Raw genomic sequence first — 23,826 nt, 5'->3', positions numbered from 1 at the left:
CGGTGTGAGATAGCCAAAAAAGTAAAAGTAAAACTTGGCGGACATGGTTGTGTCGGGTTGCGGTTTTCAGTACGAAGCTGCTTTATAGCACTCTTTGTCGGGGTTTGGCAAGGCCGGGCTCGCCGGGCGGCGCAGTCTTGCACTGTAAAATGACCGTCACATTCCGTCAGATGGTCTGCCTTGGTATGACAAGCATCCCCCATTCGCCGACACCCGGGCCGGCCCTTCCCGATAGCTTTTTCGACCGCGATGCGAGCCAGCTCGCCCGCGAATTGCTGGGCAAGGTCATCCGGCGCCGTCTCGACGGCCTGTGGCTGTCAGCGCGTATCATCGAGACCGAAGCCTATTACCTGGACGAGAAGGGCAGTCACGCATCGCTAGGCTATACGCACAAGCGCCGCGCGCTGTTCATGGATGGCGGCACGGTGTACATGTACTACGCACGTGGTGGCGATTCGCTCAATTTCAGCGCGGGCGGACCGGGTAATGCAGTGCTGATCAAGTCCGCGCATCCGTGGGTCGATGCGGTATCCGGGCCCGAGGCGCTGGCCCGCATGCTGGCGCTCAATCCCGATGCCGCGGGCAGGCCACGACCCGTGGCACGGCTGTGCGCGGGGCAGACGCTGCTATGCCGCGCGCTCGGACTGAAGGTGCCCGAGTGGGATGCGCGCCGCTTCGACCCGGCGGAACTCTTCGTGGAAGATGTCGGCGAGTCGCCCAAGCGGCTGCTGTGCACGGCGCGCCTGGGTATTCCGGACGGACGCGACGAGCATCTGCGCTATCGTTATGTGGACCCGGCCTATTCTGCGTACTGCACGCGCAACCCGCTACGGCGCGGGCAGCAGGTTGGGCGTGATTATGACTGGGTAGACCGCGACGGGATGGTATTGGACTGAGGGCGTCCTGCGTGCATGACGCCCCTTCACACTGTTCAGGCCGTTCCACCTACCGTCAGGTTTTCCATGCGCAGCGTCGGTTGCCCGACGCCTACCGGCACGCTCTGGCCATCCTTGCCGCACACGCCGATGCCCGGGTCGAGACGCATGTCGTTGCCGATCATGGTGACGTGCTTGAGCGATTCGGGACCGCTGCCGACCAGTGTGGCGCCACGCACCGGCGCGGTGATCTTGCCGTCCTCGATCAGGTAGGCCTCGCTGGCCGAGAACACGAACTTGCCATTGGTGATGTCGACCTGGCCGCCACCGAAGTTGGCGGCATACAGGCCTTTCTTCACGCTGGCGATGATTTCCTGCGGATCCTTGTCGCCGTTCAGCATATAGGTATTGGTCATGCGCGGCATCGGCAGGGCGGCGTAGCTTTCGCGGCGCGCGTTGCCAGTCACCGGCATCTTCATCAGCCGGGCATTCATGGTGTCCTGGATGTAGCCGCGCAGGATACCGTCCTCGATCAGCGTGGTGCATTGCGTCGGGTTGCCTTCGTCGTCGAGGTTCAGTGAACCGCGGCGATTGGCGAGCGTGCCGTCGTCCACCACGGTCACGCCCTTGGCGGCCACGCGCTCGCCGAGCATGCCGGCAAAGGCCGAGGAACCCTTGCGGTTGAAGTCGCCTTCCAGGCCGTGGCCCACCGCCTCGTGCAGCAGGATGCCCGGCCAGCCCGCACCGAGCACCACGGTCATGGCACCAGCGGGGGCAGGAATCGATTCCAGGTTGACGAGCGCCGAAGCCACGGCTTCGTCCACATACTGCTGCAGTCGCTCGTCAGTGAAATAGCTGTAGGCATAACGGCCGCCGCCGCCTGACGAGCCGGTTTCGCGCCGGCCGTTCTGCTCGGCGATCACCGTCACTGATACGCGTACCAGCGGCCGCACATCCGCCGCGAGCACGCCATCGCTGCGCGCCACCAGTACGACATCGTATTCGCCGGCGAGGCCGGCCATCACCTGCACCACGCGCGGGTCCTTAGCACGCGCCATCTTTTCCACGCGTTCAAGCAGCGCTACCTTATCGCTGGCGCCCAGCGAGTCAAGCGGATCGTTCGGCAGATACAGGTCGCGGCCTGGCTGGGCTGCCAGCGTGCCGGCTACCTTGACCCGGCCCGAGCCGCTCTTGCCGATGGTGCGCGTGGCCGCGGCGGCCTGCTGCAGCGCCGGCAGGCTGAGGTCGTCGGAGTAGGCGAAGGCGGTGCGGTCGCCGGACACGGCGCGCACGCCCACGCCCTGGTCGATGCTGAAGCTGCCCGACTTGACGATGCCTTCCTCGAGGCTCCACGCTTCATTGCGCGTGCTCTGGAAGTACAGATCGGCGTAATCGACCTTGTGCGTGAAGATATCCGCCAGCACGCGTTGCAACTGGCTCTCGTCGAGTCCGTAAGGAGTCAGCAGCAGGTCTCTGGCGGTCGCGAGGTTACGGATGCCGAGGTCGCTCGGGGTCATGATGTTCCTTGTATTCAATGAATCAGGCTCGGGCCGTCTCTACAGTACGCGATGGCGCAGCGCCGGCAGATTCTGGCGCACTTCGGCGAGGCGGGCGGCATCGATGTCGCCGACGACCACGCCTTCGCCTTCCGGCAATACCGCAACGATATCACCCCATGGGTCGACAAGCATCGAGTGGCCCCAGGTGCGGCGTCCATTCTCATGCTTGCCGCCCTGGGCGGCCGCCAGCACATAGCACTGGTTCTCGATGGCGCGGGCGCGCAGCAGGATCTCCCAGTGCGCCTTGCCGGTGGTATAGGTGAAGGCGGCCGGCATGAGAATCAAGGCCAGGTCGCCGTCGGCCGCCATGCGCCGGTACAGTTCGGGAAAACGCAGGTCGTAGCACACCGACATGCCGACCTTGCCGAACGGTGCGTCGAACGTGGTCGGCGTGGCGCCGGCGAGGATGGTGCGCGATTCGTCGTAGAACTCCTCGCCGCGCGCGAAGCTAAACAGGTGGATCTTGTCGTAGCGTGCCACGCGTTTGCCTTGCGGATCGAAGGCCAGCGAGCTGTTGTGCACGCGCTGGTCGTCTGGGCACCACATCGGCAGCGTGCCGCCCACCAGCCAGATGCCGTGGCCGTGCGCTGCGTCGGCCAGTGCACGCTGGATGGGACCATCGTCGTCGGCCTCGCGGATGGCGACCTTGTCGGCATCCTGGCGGCCCATCATGCAGAAATACTCGGGCAGCAGTACCAGCTGCGCGCCTTGGCGGGCGGCATCGGCGATCAGTTCGGTCGCGCGTGCGAGATTGTCCTGCAGGTCGAGGCGGGTCACCGTCTGGATGGCGGCGACACGGAATGTTTGGGGCGTCGACATGACGGAGCTCCAGTTCAGAGTGCAGACCAGTCGCGGCGCTTGCGCCGCTGGCCGCACGTGCCGCAAACGGCTCAGTTGCTGGCGGGGCTGTGCTGGCTGGTGTCCGCAGTATTGCTTGAACCGCTATTGTCGCCCACTTTGCGGATGTCCGGGGCACTCCAGCTGCCCGAGATCCGATACTGCTGGCGGAAAGCGCTTGAAACCTGGTCGGCAAACAGCAACTGGGCGGCCAGCGTACCGAGGCCAATGGCCGGGTTGATGAAGGTGGTGGCAAGCGACGCCGTGGTAGCGTTGATCTTGGGCAGCACGGTGACTTCCAGTTGCTGCGTCTCAGCCGGGATATTGGTCGAGCCCTTCATTTCCATGGTGAACTGCGGGCTGCGCATGCGGAAGTCATTGGTCGTGGCGATGCCGTTGCGCACCTCGGCGCTGGCGGTGGTCGCGTCGAAGACGGTGCCGCTCGAGGCGACGCCGCGGAAATCGAGCGTCACCAGCCGTGCCAGCCCCTGCAGGCTGAGAATGCCGAGCAGGCGCGCTGCACCTGGCTCGACATTGAGCAGCACGCCATCTTTCACATCGAGCATCAGGCGTCCGGTCAGCGACGGGTAGTCGATGGCCATCGGTGAACCTTGCCAGGCCAGTCGGCCTTCGAGCGTGCCATCGCCACCGCGCAGCATACGCTGCAGGCCGAGCCGGTCGAGCATTGCGCCGGCATCGCGCATGGTCAGTGTGAACGACAGGATGGTGCGCCGTTCGGGATCCGGTTCGCTGCGCAGGCGGCGCGGAATGCGCCAGCTGCCGCGCGCCTCGAAGGTGGCGGCTGCTTGTTGGAGCGCGAGGCGGTCGAGCGTCCAGACCGGATGCCCATCCTGTTTTTCACTGCGGGCGACGATAGTGAGCTTGCCCAGCGCCTTGCCGCCGATGTCGAGCGTGTTGCTGACCAGGTCGAGCGAGGGCAGACTTTCCGCGCGCCGTGCAAAGGCTTCGTCCACCACGTTCGCTTCCGGCACTTGCGGGATCAGCAGGCGCTTCAATCGCAATGTCAGCTTGCCATCTGGGGTTTGTGGCGTGGCGTCGTTCCAGATCGCAGTGCCCTCGATCTGGCGCGAGTGGATCTGCATGCGCCAGTCGCGGTCGCGTGTCGCCTGGACCGCAACGTCATCGATGCGGCGGTCGAACATGCGCACCGCCGTGGCGCGCAACTGGATGCGCGTGGGCATGTAGTCATTGTCGGCGGAGTCATCCGGCGTCTCGGCAAGCGTCGCGCTGAAATCACGCCAGGCATCGAGGTCGAGTTCGGGCAGGTTGATGTCAGCGTATACGCCGCTGGCAGGCGCTGGTACTGGTTGGTTGACGCCAATGCCGCCGCGCACGACCTTGAGGTTGCCAGCTGCGCGCTGCAGTTCGTAGCGGGCCTGGATGGCCTGGCCGAGCTGCACGCTGAGCGTGTCCGGACTGCTGGCGCCAGCGTTGCCAGGTTTCAGCTCGACCCGCAGCGGCATCGCCTGGGCGGCGTTCTTGCCGACCGGTGCCGGCAGGGCGATCGCCAGGCCTTCGAGTGTACTGTCCACGCTGACCGCCACGCGCCCGCCCTGGAAGCTGACCGCAGCTGTATAGGGCGCGCTGCCGCTCAGCCGTGCGCCGAGCGGCCCTAGCGGATCGCCGCGCAGCGCCTGCAGGCCACGGGCCGAGATCTGGCCCTTGCCCTCGAAACGGGTCGAACCGTCGCGCTGTGTGCCGCCCGTCGGCAGCAGTTCACCGCCAGCGAACATGGTGCGCATGCCCTCCAGCGTCAGGCCGCGTTCCGTGATCAGGATGGCTCCGTTGGTGCGCATGAAGGCCGGCAGGTCGGGCAGCAAGGAGAGATCGCTGTTGACCAGGCGCAGCTTGCCATTTGCCTTGGTCTGGGCGACATGATGCAGCGGCATGTCGAGCGAGAGCGCGAGATCGCCCGTGCCGGTGGCGCGCGACTGCGCGGTGAGCTGTCCAGACCATGCGCCGAGCCGGCTGCGGTTCACGTATTGGATGAATCCCTGCATCGTGCCGCTGGCCTGACCGGTGATGCGCAATGCGGAGTCGGCGGCATCCATATCGTCGATCTGTCCCTGGACATTGGCGACCGACACACCAGAGACACCAACAATGTTGGCGCGCTCGACCACGAAATGCATGCCGCGCCGTTCGAACACGACCTGACCGGAGCCGCCCTCGAATGACGGCCAGGCGGGCTGCCCGTTCTCGAGTTCCGCAGGGGCAGGCTGGTAGGTGAGGCCTTCGACGGGCACCTTGACGTGGAATTCGCCCTGCTTGCTGTCATGGAACGGGAAGTCGGCCAAGTCACCGCGCGCAACGAACGTGACGTTGCGGGCCTCGCCGCCAAGCAGCGCGCCCGTGAGGTAGTGGCGCACATGGGCAGAGATCGCCGAAGGCAGGTAGCGCGGCACCTGCTGCACATGGGCGTGGTCGAGACGTCCCTTGATATCGAGCGTACCGGCCGGACTCTTGCCGCTGCTGCGCCATGCGCCGCTGACCGAGCCGGCAGCGTCCGCGTTGGCAAAGCTCATGCGCTCGCTGCGCACTTCCAGCTTGTCGCCATGCCATTGCCACTGCAGGCGTCCCTGCAATGTGTCAAGGGCCAGTTGGGGTTCGTCGAAGACGCCGGGGAGCGTCAGCGTCAGTTGCTGGCTGTCGAAGGTTGCCACGCCACCGCGTTCGGTGGCTTCGAAATGCCCGGTGAGGCCGGCTGCGCCGGGTGTGCGTAGCGTTTCGGCCTGGCGCGGATCGTTGCCTGGCAGTTGCGGTAGCGCATCGAAACGGACGTTGCGCAAGGCCCCGCGGGCCGAGTAACGCAGCCCCGTACGCGTGCCTTCGGTGGCGTGGCCGGCCTCGCGTCGCCATGACAGATCGAGGTTCTCCACGCGGCCCCCCATTTGCAGGCGGCGCATGGTATCGAGTGCGGCCGGCGCCACGGGCAGGCGAATGGCCAGGTTGCGGACAGCGTCGAGATCGATCTCGGCTGCCTTCAGGGACAATTGCCGGAAGCGCTGGTCCGGCCCGAGAGCCCAGCCGAAGGTGACATTGCGCAGGCCATTGCGGGGCGGCAGCAGTTCGGCCTGCTCTTCGCGCGTTGCCGCGTCCGTGCGGCGTGCCGGTACGCCTTCCTCGTGCGCGGCGCGCCAGAGCAGGTGGTCGAGTACGACCGAATGCTCGCCCTTGCTGTTGCCGTGGTGAACCAGGAAGGCCTGGCCGCTCTGTAGATGGATCGGATCGGTATCGGCGCGCCATTGCATAGCGAGGTCCTGCACGCGCATGCGCAGCTGACTGCGGATGATCGTGCCGTCGTTGAACTCGGCACTGCCGCTACTGGTGAGGCTGCCGCTGCGCATGGTGGCGGGCCGCAGGCTGGGCGGCAGGTAACGCGTGAGGGCTGCCATGCGCAGGCCCTGGACATCCCAACTGCTCTGGCCATGCCAGGTACGCCAGTCGCCGGCGCTGCCCAGCAGCGCGCTGCGGAAATCGGCCGAGATGCTGATGGGTGCCGGCGACAGCGGTTGCGCATGCGCGCGCAGCTGGACCTTGTGGTACAGCGTACGGCGCGAGGTTTCGAGCGTGATGTCGCCGATCTCGAGGGTTGGCTGGTTGGCGTATTCATCGAGCCAGCGGACCTTGGCACCCTGCACGGTCAGCTTTCCCTGCTGCAGCAGCCAGCCGAGCGCCGGGTTGTTGTCCGAGGCCGGGCCAGGGCTGACAGGTACGCCCGCCACATGCAGCTGGTCCTGCTTGTCGCGGCGTACGAGCACATCGGCCTGGTCGATGCGCAGCGTGTGGAACAGAAGTGTGAAATGCGATATGGATCGCCATGACACCGCGCCTTCCAGCATGCCGGCAGCAAGTACGTCACGCCGCCCGGCATCGATGCCGCGCAGTGCGCGCACGCGGAAGGCTGGCCGCCAGCCATCCCAGAAGGTTTCCAGTTGGCCGATGGTCAGCTGGATCTGCAGGCGCTGGGAGAGTTCGCGCTCCAGCCAGGCGTGCGAGACATTGGCCTGCGGCCAGATTACGAAGCGCAATGCCGCGACGCCAGCCACGGCCAGCAGCGCCAGCACGAGCGTCACCCGCACGGCAATGCGCGCTATCCGCCGCAGCAGGCTGCGGGGCGGTGCGGGCGTCGGCGGAGTGGCGGGAGCGGGCGGTGCCGCGCGGCTGGACATGGGCAGATTATCCGTCAATACTGTAGTGCCTGACTAAGGGCGCGATCAAAATGAGGCGAAGCGGTTCCGGCCAGCGGTACGGATTCCGGCGGCGCAACCCATTCGGCAGGGCCGCACGGCATCGGCATCATCTTGTGCGTGGCCCGCATTGATCCTGTTGACCGAAGTGCGGGGCAAACGATGTGCTTTCCCGGCGCATGCGCACCGGGATGGATGAACAGACCGCCAGCCGGCATTGCCGGTTCCTCCGATTTCCGCTCATGTCAGAACCCTTGTTTTCCCGACTCCCCGCGCGCCCGGTGCCATCCGGTGACGCTGGCGGCGCATTGCTGGCACCGCGTTTCTCGCGTTATCTGCACCGCATTGTATCGGCTCGGCCGGCCTGCGCGGCATCCCTGGCCGAAGCGGCGCAATCTGGCCAGCCGCTCGATGCGGCGTGGCTGGAAGCACGGCTCATCCCTCTGCGGGAACGCGCCGAAACTGCCGTGGGGCCGGGCGATGCCGCGTTGGGCAAGGCGCTGCGCTGGTTGCGGCAGGACACCATGGCGCTGATCATGGAGCGTGACCTACGCGGCCTGATGACCCTCGCCGAGGTGACCGAAGCCATGACACTGCTAGCCGAGTGCGCGGTGCGGACGGCGCTGGCGCAACTCACGGCGGACATGGCGGCGCAGGTGGGTTACCCGGTCGGCGAGCAGAGCGGCGAACGCCAGGAACTGATCGTCGTCGGCATGGGCAAGCTGGGCGGGCGCGAACTGAATGTCTCGTCGGATATTGATCTGATCTTTCTCTATGACGAGGAGGGCGAGACCGCCGGCGGCAAGCGCAGCCTGTCCAACCATGAGTATTTCATCCGTCTTGGGCGGCGCCTGATCCAGATGCTTGCGGATGTCACCGAAGACGGTTTCGTGTTTCGCGTGGACATGCGCCTGCGGCCCAATGGTGACGCAGGTCCGCTGGCCTGCAGCCTGGCGATGCTGGAAGAGTACTTCATGGTGCAGGGGCGCGAGTGGGAGCGCTATGCCTGGATCAAGGGGCGTGTGGTGTCCGCCGTGGAAAGCCCGCACAGCCGCAACGCGGTGGGTCTGCTCGAGCAGCTGACCACGCCATTTGTGTTCCGTCGCTACCTCGACTACGGGGTGATCTCGGCAATCCGCTCGCTGCATGCGCAGATCCGTGCCGAGGCCGGCAAGCGCGAGGCCGGGCTGGCCGGGCATGCGCTCAACCAGCGGGCTTTCGATATCAAGCTGGGGCGCGGCGGTATCCGCGAGATCGAATTCACCGCCCAGGTGTTCCAGCTGATCCGCGGCGGCCAGGACCCGTCGCTGCGCGTGCGGCCCACGTTGCAGGTGCTAGCGCTTGCCGAAGCGCGTGGTCTGCTCGCGCCCGAGGCGGTCGTGGAACTGTCCACGGCGTACCGTTTCCTGCGCCAGCTGGAGCATCGCCTGCAGTATCTCGACGACGCCCAGACGCATCACCTGCCGACCTCCGCCGCTGACCAGCAGGCCATCGCCGCGATGATGGGCATGGACAGCTATGACGATCTGCTGGCCGCATTGCAGCCGCATCTTGACTGCGTCGAGCAGCAGTTCGAAGCCACCTTTGCCGCGCGCCAGGAAGGCGGGCAGTGCGGCAGCATCTGGCAGCAATGCCTCCAGGGCGAGGCCAGCGCCGAAACCTGCCGCGCCGCCCTGCAGAACCTCGGCTACGACGACGCCGAAGCGCTGCTGGCGCGCCTGCGTGCCACCAGCGAGGCGTCGCGCTACCGCGCCATGCCGGATAGCAGCCGGCTGCGGTTCGACCAGCTGGTCGAGCGTGCGCTCGAACTTTCCGCCAAGCAGGATCATCCCGATCGCACCATGGGGCGCTTCCTTGATTTTCTCGAAGCAATCAGCCGGCGTGCTTCCTATCTGTCCCTGTTGTCGGAGTATCCGCAGGCCATGGCGCGCGTCGCCGATACCCTGCATGCCTCCCGTTGGGCGGCGGATTACCTGACACGGCATCCACAACTGCTCGACGAGCTGCTCGATACCGATGCGCTGATGGCACTGCCCGACTGGGCGGCCTTCCGCCAGCGGCTGACCAGCCAGCTGGCGATGTCCGACGGGCAGGTCGAGACGCAGATGGATATCCTGCGCCGCGAGCATCATGCCGAAACCTTCCGTATCCTGTTGCAGGACCTGCAGGGCGTGCTCACCGTCGAACAGATCGGCGACCGGCTCTCCGACCTCGCCGATGCCATGCTCGATGTGGTGCTCGAGACGGTCTGGCAGCAGCTGCCGAAACGCCATCGCGATACACCACGCTTTGCCGTGGTGGCCTATGGACGGCTGGGCGGCAAGGAGCTGGGCTATGCCTCCGACCTCGACATCATCTTCCTGTACGACGACGAAGACGAGCGCGCGCCCGACGTGTATGCCACCTTCGCGCGCCGCGTCATCACCTGGATGACCAGCCACACGGCGGCTGGCATCCTCTTCGACATTGATACGCGCCTGCGTCCCAACGGTGCGGCCGGCCTGCTGGTCACCAGCTTTCCGTCATTCCGCCGCTATCAGCTGCGCGAAGGTGATAACGCTGCCTGGGTGTGGGAACACCAGGCGCTGACGCGGGCGCGCTATTGTGCCGGCGACCGCGAGATCGGCGCGCGTTTCGAGGAGGTGCGCAACGAGGTGCTGGCACAGCCGCGCGACGCCGCCACGCTGCGCGAGGAAATCGTCGCCATGCGCGCCAAGGTAGCGGAAGGCCATGCGCATGCGAGCGACATGTTCGACCTCAAGCATGACACCGGCGGCATGGTCGACATCGAGTTCACTGTGCAGTATCTGGTCCTGCTGCACAGCCGTACGCATCCCGTCCTGCGGCGCAATGCCGGCAATATCGCGCTGCTGCACATGTCCGGTGCGCTTGGCCTGATCGATGCCACGCTGGCGCGTCGCGTGGCCGATGCGTACCGGCAGTTCCGGGCACGCCAGCACCAGTTGCGGCTTGACGATGGCCAGTCCCCCGCACGCGTGCCGCTCGAGGAATTCGCCGAGGCCGCGGGTCATGTGCGTGCGCTCTGGCACGCGGTATTCGAAGGATGACGCGATTCGCTTGCGCGCTGGCGCTGGCCGGTGGCGTGGCCGCGCTGGCTGCAGTCTTCACGCTGCCAGCCTTCGCCGAATGGGGGACCTACCGGCGCGAGCTGGTGCTGGGTGGTGAAGTCTGGCGGCTCGCCACGGCCATGTGGGTGCATCTCACCTGGGCGCACTGGGCGGCCAACAGCATGGCGGCTGCGGGACTGATTTTGCTGGGAACGGCTGCGGCATTATCGCTGCGCCAACTGATGCTGACCTTGCTGGTGTGCGGGCTGGCCGTCACGGTAGCGTTGCTGCGCGTGCCGGAAGTTGGGTGGTATGCCGGCCTGTCGGGCGCGTTGCACGGCCTGGCGCTATGGCTTGGCATCACGCTGGCGACGCGGCCAGGTCCGGCCGTATCCGCTGAAAAGGGTGGACCGTCTTCCGAAGCGGTTGGCGCAAGCATCACGTCACAGCGCTTGCGCCTCCTCGGGGTGGTGCTGTGCGCGGGCGTGCTGGTCAAGCTGTGGTTCGAGCAGTCGTGGCTCTCGCCCGTGGCACACGACCCCGCCTGGGGATTCGGCGTGGTACGTGTGGCGCACGGCCTCGGTACGGTCAGCGGCGCGCTGTGGTGGTGCTTCGGGCAATGGCGCATGCGCCGGCGCCAAGCAGCAACAGCAGCGCGCTGAGCCACAGCGGTACGGACCCGCCGCCACCACCGCCGCCGCCACCGGTATTGCCACTGCCGCCCGATCCACCACCCGAGCCGGCCGGATTCTGTGCGTAGGCGAGGGCTGCATTCGCGTCGAGCAGGCCCGCACCGCATTTGCCAGCGCCGGCTGCCGAGCTGCAGTAGGTATTGGCGGGATGCGGGCGTGCGCTCTGGCGCAAGCCGTCGATGATCTGCGCGGGCGTCAGGCTGGGCCGCAGCGCTAGCATCATCGAAACCACGCCAGAGGTCAGCGGTGCGGCGAAGCTGGTGCCGAGCGAATTCACCACGGTATAGCTGCCGGGAGTATCCCCGTTGTTGCTGAGGGTGCGGATGAAGGAAGGCGTCGCGCACGATGCCGTGCCGTTGGTGTAGGTCGTCTGCAGCGTCGGGCAACCGCCGCCCGGCGCACTGATGGTGACCTCGGGGCCGACGCTGGCGTAGTGTGCGTTGTCGCCGTTGTCGACATGCGCGGTCACGCTGACCACGCGCGCGCAGTTGCCCGGCGCTTCCGGCGCCCCGGCCGTGTTGCCGGCAGCTGCGACCACCACGGTGCCCACCGCGGCCACATCGTCGATGGCCTGCTGCTCGAACGACGAACAGCTGCCGCCGCCCAGGCTGATATTGAGCACGCGTGCCGGCGTCGGATTGTTTGGCACGTTGGTGACCGCGAGGCCGGCAGACCAGCGCATGGCATCGAGGACGTCGGACAGGCGCGCGCCGCACTTGCCCGATACGCGCACCGGCAGCAGGCGCGCGTTCCAGTCTGCGCCGGCGATACCGCTGCCGTTGTTGGTGATGGCGCCGACCACGCTGGCCACGCGCGTGCCGTGCCAGCTGTTGCCATTGGCGCCGATCCCTGGCGAGCCGCTCCCGCATTCCGCGGCGGTGGCGCTGTCGCCGGCATCTGTCGGGTCACTGTCGCGGCCATCGCCATCGTTGGCGCGCGCGGTTTCGGCAATGAAGTCATAGCCGGGCAGCAGTCGGCCCTGCAGGTCCGGGTGCGGCAGGACGCCGGTGTCGATCACTGCTACCACGATCGCCGTGGAACCGATCGAACGATCCCATGCAGCCGGCAGATTGGCGCCGCCGAGGTTCGCCCCGGCCGGTGCATGCAGATTGGTCTGCGCATTGAATTCCGGGTCGCTGGGCAGCCGCATCGGCTGCAGCCAGCGGTCGGGCTCGGCCGCCGCGACGCGTGGATCGCGGGCCAGTGCCTCGGCCACGCGCGGCGCTTCGGCAGGGTTCATGCCCTTGATCGAGACCAACGCGTTCTGGCCGGACAGCGGGCGCTTGAGCGCCAGCGGCAAGCCGGTGGCGGAAGCGACGGTCAGCAGCTTGTCACTGGTGCCGGCAGTGTTGCTCCCCGTCGCGCTGGCGCCCGCCTCGTCGCGCCACTTGACCATGATGTCGCCCGTGTAGCGCACGGGTTCGGCCAAGGGACGCTTGGCCTGCGCGAGTGCCGGCAGGGGCAGCAGCAGGGCGGCCGCTGCGCTGGTGATGATGATGCCTGCGCACAGGCGCGCAGTGGGGGAGAGCGACCGACGGTTCTGATTGGCTTTCATCGTGGTTCCGCGCAAGGAGAGTGGCTGAAGGTTATTTGGCCGCCGGGGTCCGGGGCGTGCCGGGGGATGGCTGCAGCGGTTGCACCAGGCGGTCCGGCTCGGCGGCCTGGATTTCCGGCAGGGCGCGCACGATGGTCAGCGCACGTTCGGCCGTCAGGTCTGCGGTGGCGGCGCTCATGGCAATACGCCAGTTGCCGCCGGAGACGGCATCGAGCACGCGCAGCTGCAGCGCCGGCTCATCGCGGTGGATGGTGCGGTTCAGGCGCGCGACCAGGGCGTTGGCGCCAGCCTTGTCGGTCACCGGCATGGCAAAACGGACCAGCAGCTCGCCGAGCGGCCGGCCAGTGGGCGGGCCGGGATCAGGCATCACCATCTTGGCGAGTTCAGGGTCAAGCGGCTGTGCCGACTGGGTCTGCGAGCAGCCGGCAAGCAACGTGGCGGCCAGCAGCGGGCCGGCGATCCAGCGGGTGTTGGCGATGATCATGATGTTGTCCTCGAAATAGGGCTGGGCGGCATGGCGTGGGCAGGGAGGGCCGCGGCATGGTTCAGCCGGTGCGTCGGCGCGTGCCGCGCGTATTGTTTGCCCGCTGTGTGTCCCCCGCTGCCGTGCCAGGCGGGGTAGAGGGCCCTGCCAGCATTTCGTGGGCATGCTGGCGCGTGGCTTCGGTCACGGTCAGCCCGCCCAGCATGCGCGCCACTTCACCGACACGGCCGTCGCGGTCCAGTACGGCGATATGCGAGCGGGTGGCGCCGTGAGCAGTTTCCTTGCTGACCAGAAAATGGTGATTGGCTCGTGCCGCGACTTGCGGCAGATGAGTGACGCACAGGACCTGCCGCGCCCCGCCAAGTTCATGCAAACGCTGGCCAACGACCTCGGCGACCGCGCCGCCGATGCCGGTGTCGACTTCGTCGAAGATCAGCGTGGGTGTCGGCGAGGCTTCGCTGGTGATCACGGAAATGGCCAAGCTGATGCGCGCCAGCTCACCGCCGGACGCCACCTTGGCCAGCGGCCGGGGTGTGACGCCGGCATGGCCGGCCACCAGGAATTCGATCTGCTCGAGGCCGTAGGCCTGACCCTCCTCGAGTGTCTGCAAGGCAATCTCAAAGCGGCCGCCCGCCATGCTCAGGCCCTGCATCGCATCGGTCACGGCGGTGGCCAGGGCCTGCGCGGCGTGCTGCCGTTTCTGGCTGAGTTGCCGGGCGATCTTCAGATAGACGTTTTTTGCTTCGTGTTCACGTGCGGCCAGCGCCTCCACGTCCTGGGCGGCATCGAGTTCGCTCAGCCGGGCCTGGCGCTCGGCCAGCTCTGCCGGCAATTCCTCGGGATCAACGCGATACTTGCGTGCGGCGGCATGCAGCGCCTGCATGCGTGCATCGACTTCGCCGAGTCGCGCCGGATCGAGATCGAGCCGGTCGACGTAGCGGGCCAGCGAATGGGCGGCTTCGTCGACCTGCACCTGGGCCGGTTCGAGTGCGGCGAGGATGTCCTGCAGCGCGGGATCGACGTCGGCCAGTTGCTGCACGCGGTGGACGATGGCGGCGAGCCGTGAGCGCAGCGCATCGTCGGCTTCCGAGAGGGCTTCGAGGGCAGCGCTCGCGCCGTCGATCAGGCTCGCGGCGTGGGACAGGCGATGGTGCTCCTGCTGGATCTCCGTCCACTCGCCGGCTTGCGGCGCGAGTTTCTCCAGCTCGCCGACCTGCCACTCGACGCGTTCGCGCTCGAGCTGCAACTCGCGTGACTGCTGCTCGGCCTGCTGGCGCAGGCGTACCACGGTGCGCCAGTCGCGATAGGCCTGGGCGACATCGGCGGCCAGGGGGTCAAGGCCGGCATGGGTGTCGAGCAGGCGACGCTGCATCTCGGGTTTGAGCAGCAGCTGGTGTGCGTGCTGGCCGTGGATGTCCACCAGTTGTTCGCCGAGTTCGCGCAGTTGCGCCAGCGTGGCGCTGACGCCGTTGACGAAGGCCTTGCTGCGGCCGTTGCTGTCGATGACACGGCGCAGCAGCAGGGTACCGGAGTCGTCGGCGTCCAGGGCTGCATTGAGCGCTGCGTCTGCCAGCCAGGCATCAACAGCAGGTGTGGTCGAGAACGTGGCGCTGATGTCGGCGCGGGCCGCGCCTTCGCGCACCACGCCGGCATCGCCGCGCGCACCCAGTGCCAGGGCCAGGGCATCGATCAGGATCGACTTGCCGGCGCCGGTCTCGCCGGTGAACACGGTAAAGCCGGCCGCGAAATCGAGGTCCAGTGCCTGCACGATGACGAAGTCGCGGATGGAAAGGCTGCGCAGCATCGGTGTCGGGGTCGTGAAGCGGTTGGTTGGGCGCGTTCGGGTTACAACATCAAGTCAGAAGGTCGGATCGGTACTCAACACTTCAGGTCAGCATTGCGGGATACCCGGCTCAGAGGCGATTGTCCTCGGCCGACGGGAATTCGTGCCAGTGCAGCTTCTGCCGCAGCGTGGCGTAATAGTTATAGCCGACCGGGTGCAGCAGGGTGACGGACTGCACCGCACGGCGCACCACGATCTGGTCGCCCGGCAGCAGCGAGGTCAGCGACTGCATGTCGAAGTTGACGCTGGCGTCGCGTCCGCTCGACACCTCGATCAGCACTTCCGCTTCATGCGGCAGCACGATCGGGCGATTCGACAGCGAGTGCGGGGCGATCGGCACCAGCACCAGTCCAGACAGGGTCGGGTGCAGGATCGGTCCGCCCGCCGACAGCGCGTAGGCCGTCGAGCCGGTCGGCGTTGCCACGATCAGGCCGTCCGAACGCTGGTTGTACATGAAGTTGCCGTCCACCGAGACCGCCAGTTCCACCATGCCGGAAATGCCGGAACGGTTGACCACCACGTCGTTGAAGGCCAGGGCCGAGAATATCGTCTCGCCGTCGCGTTGCACATGGGCTTGCAGCAGGGTGCGCTGCTCGGTGTCGTAGTGGCCGGCGAGCATCTCCGGTACGACCTTGTGCATGTCCGACAGGGGAATGTCTGTCATGAAACCGAGCCGGCCGTGGTTCACCCCGATGAGGGGCACGTCGTGCCCGGCCAGTTGCCGGCCGATACCCAGCAGGGTGCCGTCGCCGCCGAGCACCACCGCGACGTCGGCCTGCTGGCCGATTTCCTGCGGGGTGAGGGTCGGGTAGGCCTGCAGGCCGATGTTCAGGGCGGTTTCGCGCTCGAACACCACCTCGTGCCCGGCGCTGGCAATGCACGCAGCCAGCTCCTGCAGCGGGGCGGCGATGCCCGCGGCGTAATACTTGCCGACAAGCGCGACGGTATGAAAGGAAAGCCGGTTGGATGCCATGCCCGGCATTAGACCACACGCCCATGAAGATTGTCAGCACGGTGGGCCTTCGCAGGAACTCGCTACACGCACCAGCCGCACGAACCCGGGAATTTTGCGTAAAATCAAGAATCATGGATCAGCGCGCTCACACTCTTCTCAAAACCCTGATCGAACGGTATATCGCCGAGGGGCAGCCGGTGGGGTCACGCACCCTCTCGAAGTACTCGGGGCTGGACCTGTCGCCGGCCACGATCCGCAACGTGATGGCGGACCTGGAAGAAATGGGTTTCATCGTCAGCCCGCATACCTCGGCCGGCCGCGTGCCGACCCCGCGCGGCTATCGCCTGTTCGTGGACACCATGCTGTCGGTACGTCCGCTCGATGACGTGGACCTCGCGCGCATGATCAGCGGCGAGATCCAGGGACAGCGCCAGGCCCACCAGCTGGAACCGCATCGCACCGCCGCGTCGGCCGCGCAAGTGCTGTCCAACCTGTCGCAGTTCGCCGGCATCGTTATGACGCCGCGCCGCTCACAGGCGTTCAAGCAGATCGAATTCATCCGCCTGTCGGACGACCGTATCCTTCTGATCGTCGTGACGCCCGAGGGTGATGTGCAGAACCGCATCCTGCAGACCGATATTCATTACTCGCCGTCCCAGCTGGTGGAAGCGGCGAATTTCCTGAACGGTCATTACGCCGGCATGCGCTTCGACGAGGTGCGCGACCATCTGCGCGGCGAACTCAACGCCTTGCGCGCCGACATGAGCACGCTCATGCAGGCGGCGGTGGAAGCGGGCAGCCGGGCGGTCTCCGACAGCGATGACGACGTGGTGATTTCCGGTGAGCGCAACCTGCTGGGCGTGGAAGACCTGTCTTCCAGCATGGACAAGCTGCGCCGCCTGTTCGACGTGTTCGAGCGCAAGACCGGCCTGCTGCAGTTGCTCGATGTCTCCAGCAAGGCCGAAGGCGTGCAGATCTTCATTGGCGGCGAAAGCGAACTGGTGCCGCACGAGGACATGGCCATCATCACGGCACCGTACGAGGTCGATGGCCAGATCGTCGGTACGCTTGGTGTCATCGGTCCCACGCGCATGGCCTACGAGCGTGTCATTCCGATTGTCGACATCACCGCGCGGCTGCTCAGCAGCGCCCTCAGCCATCCCTAGAGCGCACTGCGCCGCATCCGGCGCAGGTGCCTGTGGTTACCGTGCATCCTTTGTGGTCCTGTATCGCGCCCGGAACGGCTGTGCTCATGTCGAGTGTGGTTCTTCCGGCGTTTTTTCGGCCGTGCGTCCTCACGATCACGGGCTAGAATAATGGTTTGACTGAACTAGGAATCCGGACGCGCATGCCGTTTCTTCCCGAACCGCCATTCCAGCACGGCCAGATCAGCAAGACTGCGGTCCTGCTGATCAATCTGGGTACGCCCGACGCGCCCACGCCACAGGCGGTCCGTCGCTATCTCAAGCAATTCCTGTCGGATCCACGGGTGGTGGAGATTCCGCGCGCGCTCTGGTCGGTGATTCTCAATGTGATCATCCTGCCGTTCCGCTCGCGAGCCTCGGCAGAGAAGTATGAGAGCGTCTGGCTGCGCGAGGCCAACATGACCGGCTCGCCGCTGCTGGTGCATACCGAGCGCCAGGCGCATGCGCTGCAACAGCACCTGACGGCTGCAGGACACGAAGTGACAGTGGCCTGTGCCATGCGCTATGGCAATCCGTCGATTCCTTCCGTGATCCACGCGCTGCGCCGCCAGGGCGCGGAGCGTATTCTGGTGCTGCCGCTGTACCCGCAGTACTCGGGCACCACCACGGCCACGGCCTTCGATGCGGTAACGGAAGTATTCAGCGCCATGCGCAATCAGCCGGAGCTGCGGGCCGTCAAGCATTTCCACGATCATCCGGGCTACATCGAAGCGTTGCGCGACCGCGTCCTCGAGTACTGGAAACGGCACGGCCGCCCTGACTTTGGCGCTGGCGGCAAGCTGTTGCTGTCGTTCCATGGCGTACCGCGCCGCACGCTGGAACTCGGCGATCCCTACCACTGCGAATGCCTGAAGACCGGCCGCCTGCTGGGAGAGGCGCTTGGCCTGGAGCCGGGGCAATACCTGATCACGTTCCAGTCGCGTTTCGGCAAGGCCGAGTGGCTGCAGCCCTATACCGCGCCGACCCTCGTCGAGCTGGGGCGCGTTGGTACGGGGCGCGTCGACGTGTTCTGCCCGGGCTTCGTGGCCGATTGCCTGGAAACGCTCGAAGAGATCGCTATGGAAGGCCGCGAGGAATTCCGCCATGCCGGCGGGGGCGACTTCCATTTCATTCCGTGCCTGAACGATGCGCCGTCCTGGATCGCCGCCTTGGCCGACCTGACCCTGACGCACCTACAGGGCTGGCCGTTGTCCGAGCCGCATCCGCATGCCCTGGAGGCCCAGCGCAGCCGTGCCCAGGCGCGGGGTGCGGCGGCCTGACCATGCAGATCGGCACCAACCCCGAGAACCGCTTGCGCGTTGACAAGTGGCTGTGGTGTGCGCGCTTTTTCAAGACACGTTCGCTCGCCACCGAGGCGGTCGACAAAGGGCATGTCCAGTTGAACGGCCAGGCCTGCAAGCCCGCCAAGGAAGTGCATCCCGGCGATCGCCTGGTGATCGTGGCACATCAGCAGCGTTGGGAGATTGAGGTGCTCGGGATTCCAGCGGCCCGGGGTTCGGCGCCGGTGGCGCAGACGCTGTATCAGGAAAGCGAGGCGAGCCGCGCAGCCCGCGCCGTCGAAGCGGAGCGGCGCAAGCTGTACCGCGAGCCGGCCGAGCAGTTGCAGGGCCGACCGACCAAACGCGACCGGCGGCGGATGACACAGTTGCGCGATTGAGCCGTGTCGGGCATTACCATGTGATGCTGAGCAGGTGACGGGCGGCGATCCGGCCGATGCCGTATTCCGAGTGCTGCGGCGTAACAGTGTCCGACATCACGACCACCAGCGTGGCGGCAACCACGATGGCCAGGAGGGCGAGGGATAGCAAGGGCAGTTTCATGGCTCGTTTTTCTGTTGAACTGTCCTGCCCATGTTAAAAAGTGGACGAATCCCGCACAACGCAGGACGGGTAAGCGTTGTAAGGGGATGTTTCGAACATCACTTTTGCCTACCCTTGCGGGTTTTCTGCGGACACTCTGTCGGCGCCGTGCCGATCATATGCCCGAGCCCTTGAAATTCCCGGTGCCGTAGCCATCTAGGGTGGCAACGTCATCATTTTTTACCTGTGAATGCCCATGGAAGACCAGAAACCCACCGCTTCTCCCGACGATCAACAGAACGCCGCCGCGGCGGGCGATGCCCAGCAGACCGTGCCGCAGGACGACGGCAATCACGTCGGTTCCGCGCAGGCCGCCGATCTGGCTACGCAGCTAGAAGCTGCCCAGATCAAGGCGCAGGAGCACTACGAAATGTTCCTGCGCGCCAAGGCCGAAAGCGAGAACATCCGCCGCCGGGCCCAGGAGGATGTAGCCAAGGCCCACAAGTTCGCCATCGAGAGTTTTGCGGAATACCTGCTGCCAGTCATGGACAGCCTCCACGCGGCGCTGGCCGATACCTCTGGCGATCTGGCCAAGCTGCATGAAGGCGTGGAGCTGACGCAGCGCCAGCTGGTGGCGGCGCTGGAGAAAGGGCGCATCGTCGAGCTGAATCCGGTCGGTGAGAAGTTCGATCCGCACCTCCACCAGGCCATTTCGATGGTGCCCTCCGAGCAGGAGCCCAACACCGTCGTAGCCGTATTGCAGCGTGGTTACACCATCGCCGAGCGTGTCCTGCGTCCGGCACTCGTGACCGTCTCGGCACCACGCTGATCTGCAGACCCGGCCGCGGGTCCGCAACGGACCTGGCAGGATGGATCATGCCCATGGCCGGCACGCCTTGCGTGCCGGCCATGGGCATCTCGTGCATGCCGCTCGGCGCGGCATGCCGTCAGCGCGAAATGCTGTAGCCGATGCGCACCTGCGAGGCGCGCTTGCGGTTGTAGTCCAGCAGGCTTTCCCCGTATCCCGTGAAGTAGCTGAGGACCAGGTATCCCGCCGTGCCCGGCAGCAACTGGGCCAGCGGATACGACACCTGGGTGTCCGCGCTGTAATGCGAGCCTTTCATCCCCTTGCGCAGCGTGGCCGCGAGTTCCCATGAGTCGGGCTTGCCCCACGCCAGGCGCAGGTCGGCGTAGCCACGGTAATCGGCGATATCGCGGTTGTCGGACTTGCTCAGGTAGTAGTACAGCTTGGGCGTCACGGTCGCGTGCCAGCTGTTCAGGTCACCCAGATAGAACGTGGGCTTGATGAACACCGTATTGATACTGCGCGACTCGCTACCGGAGCGGCCGTTTGACTCGTGCTCAAGGCCACCGGCGAATGCCAGACGGCTCAGCAGGCCGCCTTTCACGCCCGTGTCGGGCAGGTAGTAAAACACGCTGGGCCGGTAGTTGGTGTCATAGAACGGCTTCGATTCCGACGACAGGTCCCAGAGCGAGAACTGCGTGTAGCCGAAATACAGATTGTCGATCGGCCCTTTGGATGTCGGCGTGGCAGCTTGGAAGATCCGGTACTTGAAGCTGAGCTGGAACTTGGCGTTGGTGCCGCCACGCTGGCCGAAGGCCAGGTACATCGGGTCAAAGAATGACAGCCGGCCTTCGTCCTGCAGGTCGCTGGCCACAGGGACATTGGGCGGTGCCACGGCAACCGGCGTGACCGGCACATGGGCCAGATTGTCCGCGGTGTCGTGGCCTGTGCCCTGGTTCGCTTCGTGACTGATTTCATGGCCCGGGACGATGACTGGATCGACGGAGGTATTGCGCGCGGCCGAAGCCGTATCCGGCGGGGTTTCCGAAGCCCGGTTGGCCGCGCGCACGTTGGCGGCCGCAGCTGGATCGACATTCAGCGTCACCAGTACCGGCGCGGCATTGAGCGTCGTTGGTTCGATCCTCACCACGCCGCGCAGCGTCGGCGGCAGGAGCCCGGTGTAGGCGATCTGCCGGTACTCCCCACGCCGCAGCCGGATCACCGAAGGGCCTGCCGTCTGACGGCGCATGATCACCTGCACAGGCGCCTGCAGGGCGGCCGACGCAGTAATTTCGAGGGTTTCCGGGATGTCGTAGGCGCGTACCCCGGCATCTGCGGTCACCAGCAGGTTCAGGACAAGCGGCTGCGTGCCGTCGACCATGCGTGGCGGCGCCAGCAACGCGACGGCAGCGTGGGCCGGCGTGAGGGCCGCAAGCGCAAGGGAGGCTGCAGCCAGCGGGGCAAGGACGTGGCGCACTAGGCGGACCTGCCGCACTGGCGAAACGTGACGGGCATTAGACATGAAGAACGCTGTCTTAAGTGGTTTATGTACCACTTATTTAACAGATTGATAAAGATGGCTAGAGCCTAGCACGGACTTTTCCCCGTCCGGGGTGCCGCCTTCCTCCAGGAAAGCGAAGATTTTGCGGGTGAGCCTGCAAAAAAGGCCCTTTTTTCGCGAGAAAGCCCTTGAAAAGCGGTTTGCCCGGCCACATTTCCAGTCCAGACCAATTTTTTGCAACATTTCCGAACAAAGATTCAGGAGCACATCACATGGGCAAGATCATCGGTATCGACCTGGGTACCACGAACAGCTGCGTTGCGGTCATGGAAGGCAAAACGCCCAAAGTGATCGAAAACGCCGAGGGTGCCCGCACCACCCCCTCCATCATCGCCTACATGGAAGACGGCGAGATCCTGGTGGGCGCGCCGGCCAAGCGCCAGGCCGTCACCAACCCGCACAACACCCTGTTCGCCGTGAAGCGCCTTATCGGCCGCAAGTTCGACGAGAAGGAAGTACAGAAAGACATCGGCCTGATGCCCTACAAGATCGTCAAGGCCGACAATGGCGATGCCTGGGTGCAGGTGCGCGACCAGAAGCTCGCGGCCCAGCAGGTGTCCGCCGAAACGCTGCGCAAGATGAAGAAGACGGCCGAGGACTACCTCGGCGAGCCGGTCACGGAAGCCGTGATCACGGTGCCGGCCTACTTCAACGATGCCCAGCGCCAGGCCACCAAGGACGCCGGCCGCATCGCCGGCCTCGAAGTCAAGCGCATCATCAACGAGCCGACCGCGGCTGCGCTGGCCTTTGGCATGGACAAGAACGAAAAGGGTGACCGCAAGATCGCCGTGTATGACCTCGGCGGCGGTACCTTCGACGTGTCGATCATCGAAATCGCCGACGTGGATGGCGAAAAGCAGTTCGAAGTGCTGTCGACCAACGGCGACACCTTCCTCGGTGGCGAGGATTTCGACCAGCGCGTGATCGATTACATCATCGGCGAATTCAAGAAGGACCAGGGTGTCGACCTGTCCAAGGACGTGCTCGCCCTGCAGCGCCTCAAGGAAGCTGCCGAAAAGGCCAAGATCGAGCTGTCGTCGTCTGCTGCGACCGACATCAACCTGCCGTACATCACGGCCGATGCCTCGGGTCCGAAGCACTTGAACCTGAAGATGACGCGCGCCAAGCTGGAATCGCTGGTCGACGAACTGATCGAACGTACCATCGAACCGTGCCGCACGGCCATCAAGGACGCCGGCGTCAAGGTCAGCGACATCGACGACGTGATCCTGGTCGGCGGTATGACGCGCATGCCCAAGGTGCAGGAGAAGGTCAAGGAATTCTTTGGCCGGGAACCGCGCAAGGACGTGAACCCGGATGAAGCTGTTGCCGTGGGCGCCGCGATTCAGGGCTCGGTGCTCTCGGGCGACCGGACCGACGTGCTGCTGCTTGACGTGACGCCGCTGTCGCTGGGCATTGAAACACTCGGCGGCGTGATGACCAAGATGATCGCCAAGAACACCACGATCCCGACCAAGCACTCGCAGGTCTTCTCGACCGCCGAGGACAACCAGCCGGCCGTGACCATCAAGGTGTACCAGGGCGAGCGCGAAATGGCTTCGGCCAACAAGAGTCTGGGTGAGTTCAACCTGGAAGGTATCGCGCCGGCCGCACGCGGCACGCCGCAGATCGAGGTGACCTTCGACATCGACGCCAACGGCATCCTGCACGTCGGTGCCAAGGACAAGGCCACCGGCAAGGAAAACAAGATCACCATCAAGGCAAACTCGGGTCTGTCGGAAGAAGAGATCCAGCGCATGGTGAAGGATGCCGAGGCGAATGCCGAGGAGGACCGCAAGCTGCGTGAGCTGGCCGATGCCCGCAACCAGGCTGACGCGCTGGTCCACTCGACACGCAAGGCGCTGACCGAGCATGGCGACAAGCTCGAGGCCGGCGAGAAGGAGAAGATCGAAGCCGCTGCCAAGGAACTGGAAGACGCCGTCCGCGGTGGTGACAAGGCCGACATCGAAGCCAAGATCGAAGCCCTCAGCACGGCAGCGCAGACGCTGGGCGAAAAAGTCTACGCCGACATGCAGGCGCAAGCCGGCGCGGCAGGTGCCGCAGGTGGTGCCGCGGGTGGCGCAAGCGCCGGTCAGGGCCAGCCGCAGGACGACAATGTCGTCGATGCGGAATTCAAGGACGTGACCGACAAGAAGTAAATCGGTCCGCGGCGATGGCTATCACTCTTGGCCATCCCGCGCCATGCCGGGCGATGAGGCGCAATGTAGACGCATTGCAATTCACCGCTCGGCTTTTTGTTAGAGACGCTATCAAAATGATTCTGGCGTCGTTGCGTGGCCTTGCCGTACTCCGTGTACTGTCTGCGGCCACGCGCCTGGCCAGGACCGCTTCGCTTCATTCTGATAGCGTCCCTTGG

General features: G+C 65.6%; 17 protein-coding genes. 8 read left to right on the top strand and 9 right to left on the bottom strand.

Annotation, left to right across the window (positions count from 1 at the left end):
- Positions 1-185 precede the first annotated feature (185 nt).
- Positions 186-896 carry a DNA-3-methyladenine glycosylase gene (locus ACQ3C8_RS11745; protein WP_428851667.1) on the top strand — a complete coding sequence of 237 codons (711 nt, stop codon included), beginning with the start codon at positions 186-188 and terminating at the stop codon, positions 894-896.
- 35 nt (positions 897-931) lie between these two features.
- Here ACQ3C8_RS11745 and tldD read toward each other — a convergent pair whose 3' ends face one another.
- The 3 genes from tldD to ACQ3C8_RS11730 all read right to left on the bottom strand — a co-directional run bounded on the left by tldD (position 932) and on the right by ACQ3C8_RS11730 (position 7,464).
- Positions 932-2,392: a metalloprotease TldD gene (gene tldD, locus ACQ3C8_RS11740; protein ID WP_428851666.1), complete on the bottom strand. Its 1,461-nt coding sequence runs from the start codon at positions 2,390-2,392 to the stop codon at positions 932-934.
- A 39-nt stretch (positions 2,393-2,431) separates the two neighbouring features.
- Positions 2,432-3,253 (bottom strand): carbon-nitrogen hydrolase family protein, encoded by an 822-nt coding sequence (locus tag ACQ3C8_RS11735; protein ID WP_428851665.1) that lies wholly within the window; start codon positions 3,251-3,253, stop codon positions 2,432-2,434.
- A gap of 71 nt (positions 3,254-3,324) precedes the next feature.
- Positions 3,325-7,464, bottom strand: a complete 4,140-nt coding sequence (locus tag ACQ3C8_RS11730) for a YhdP family protein (RefSeq protein WP_428851664.1) — start codon at positions 7,462-7,464, stop codon at positions 3,325-3,327.
- 260 nt (positions 7,465-7,724) lie between these two features.
- On the opposite strand from ACQ3C8_RS11730, the gene glnE reads away from it, so the two are divergent.
- On the top strand, positions 7,725-10,550 hold the full coding sequence (glnE, locus tag ACQ3C8_RS11725; protein WP_428851663.1) for a bifunctional [glutamate--ammonia ligase]-adenylyl-L-tyrosine phosphorylase/[glutamate--ammonia-ligase] adenylyltransferase: 2,826 nt from the start codon (positions 7,725-7,727) through the stop codon (positions 10,548-10,550).
- Positions 10,547-11,212, top strand: a complete 666-nt coding sequence (rrtA, locus tag ACQ3C8_RS11720) for a rhombosortase (protein WP_428851662.1) — start codon at positions 10,547-10,549, stop codon at positions 11,210-11,212. The genes glnE and rrtA overlap by 4 nt, the downstream gene beginning before the upstream one ends.
- Here rrtA and ACQ3C8_RS11715 read toward each other — a convergent pair.
- The 4 genes from ACQ3C8_RS11715 to ACQ3C8_RS11700 all read right to left on the bottom strand — a co-directional run bounded on the left by ACQ3C8_RS11715 (position 11,139) and on the right by ACQ3C8_RS11700 (position 16,106).
- Positions 11,139-12,797, bottom strand: coding sequence for a S8 family peptidase (locus tag ACQ3C8_RS11715; RefSeq protein ID WP_428851661.1), 1,659 nt, complete (start codon positions 12,795-12,797; stop codon positions 11,139-11,141). The genes rrtA and ACQ3C8_RS11715 overlap by 74 nt on opposite strands.
- A gap of 31 nt (positions 12,798-12,828) precedes the next feature.
- Positions 12,829-13,281, bottom strand: a complete 453-nt coding sequence (locus ACQ3C8_RS11710; protein WP_428851660.1) for a hypothetical protein — start codon at positions 13,279-13,281, stop codon at positions 12,829-12,831.
- A gap of 61 nt (positions 13,282-13,342) precedes the next feature.
- Positions 13,343-15,085, bottom strand: coding sequence for a DNA repair protein RecN (recN, locus tag ACQ3C8_RS11705; RefSeq protein WP_428851659.1), 1,743 nt, complete (start codon positions 15,083-15,085; stop codon positions 13,343-13,345).
- 109 nt (positions 15,086-15,194) lie between these two features.
- Positions 15,195-16,106, bottom strand: coding sequence for an NAD kinase (locus ACQ3C8_RS11700; RefSeq protein WP_009523404.1), 912 nt, complete (start codon positions 16,104-16,106; stop codon positions 15,195-15,197).
- Between the two features lie 104 nt (positions 16,107-16,210).
- On the opposite strand from ACQ3C8_RS11700, the gene hrcA reads away from it, so the two are divergent.
- The 3 genes from hrcA (at position 16,211) to ACQ3C8_RS11685 (ending at position 18,941) form a co-directional block, all read left to right on the top strand.
- The gene (gene hrcA / locus ACQ3C8_RS11695; protein ID WP_009523403.1) at positions 16,211-17,245 is read left to right on the top strand and encodes a heat-inducible transcriptional repressor HrcA; all 1,035 of its coding nucleotides are present in this window, start codon (positions 16,211-16,213) and stop codon (positions 17,243-17,245) included.
- A gap of 182 nt (positions 17,246-17,427) precedes the next feature.
- Entirely contained in the window at positions 17,428-18,543 is a 1,116-nt protein-coding gene (gene hemH / locus ACQ3C8_RS11690; RefSeq protein ID WP_428851658.1) for a ferrochelatase, read from the top strand.
- A 2-nt stretch (positions 18,544-18,545) separates the two neighbouring features.
- On the top strand, positions 18,546-18,941 hold the full coding sequence (locus ACQ3C8_RS11685; RefSeq protein ID WP_009523401.1) for an RNA-binding S4 domain-containing protein: 396 nt from the start codon (positions 18,546-18,548) through the stop codon (positions 18,939-18,941).
- 13 nt (positions 18,942-18,954) lie between these two features.
- Here ACQ3C8_RS11685 and ACQ3C8_RS11680 read toward each other — a convergent pair whose 3' ends face one another.
- On the bottom strand, positions 18,955-19,104 hold the full coding sequence (locus ACQ3C8_RS11680; protein WP_009523400.1) for a hypothetical protein: 150 nt from the start codon (positions 19,102-19,104) through the stop codon (positions 18,955-18,957).
- A gap of 235 nt (positions 19,105-19,339) precedes the next feature.
- Here ACQ3C8_RS11680 and grpE point away from each other — a divergent pair, with 235 nt between their 5' ends.
- Positions 19,340-19,912, top strand: coding sequence for a nucleotide exchange factor GrpE (grpE, locus tag ACQ3C8_RS11675; RefSeq protein ID WP_009523399.1), 573 nt, complete (start codon positions 19,340-19,342; stop codon positions 19,910-19,912).
- A gap of 118 nt (positions 19,913-20,030) precedes the next feature.
- On the opposite strand, the gene ACQ3C8_RS11670 is transcribed toward grpE, so the two are convergent.
- Entirely contained in the window at positions 20,031-21,410 is a 1,380-nt protein-coding gene (locus ACQ3C8_RS11670; RefSeq protein ID WP_428851657.1) for a phospholipase A, read from the bottom strand.
- 191 nt (positions 21,411-21,601) lie between these two features.
- On the opposite strand from ACQ3C8_RS11670, the gene dnaK reads away from it, so the two are divergent.
- On the top strand, positions 21,602-23,608 hold the full coding sequence (gene dnaK / locus ACQ3C8_RS11665) for a molecular chaperone DnaK (RefSeq protein WP_428849679.1): 2,007 nt from the start codon (positions 21,602-21,604) through the stop codon (positions 23,606-23,608).
- Positions 23,609-23,826: the final 218 nt, after the last annotated feature.

The organism is Imbroritus primus, assembly GCF_964332355.1.
GTDB classification, from domain to species: Bacteria; Pseudomonadota; Gammaproteobacteria; order Burkholderiales; family Burkholderiaceae; genus Imbroritus; species Imbroritus primus.
Note: the sequence above shows the minus strand (reverse complement) of the source record. Positions and strands in the feature narration are given on the sequence as shown.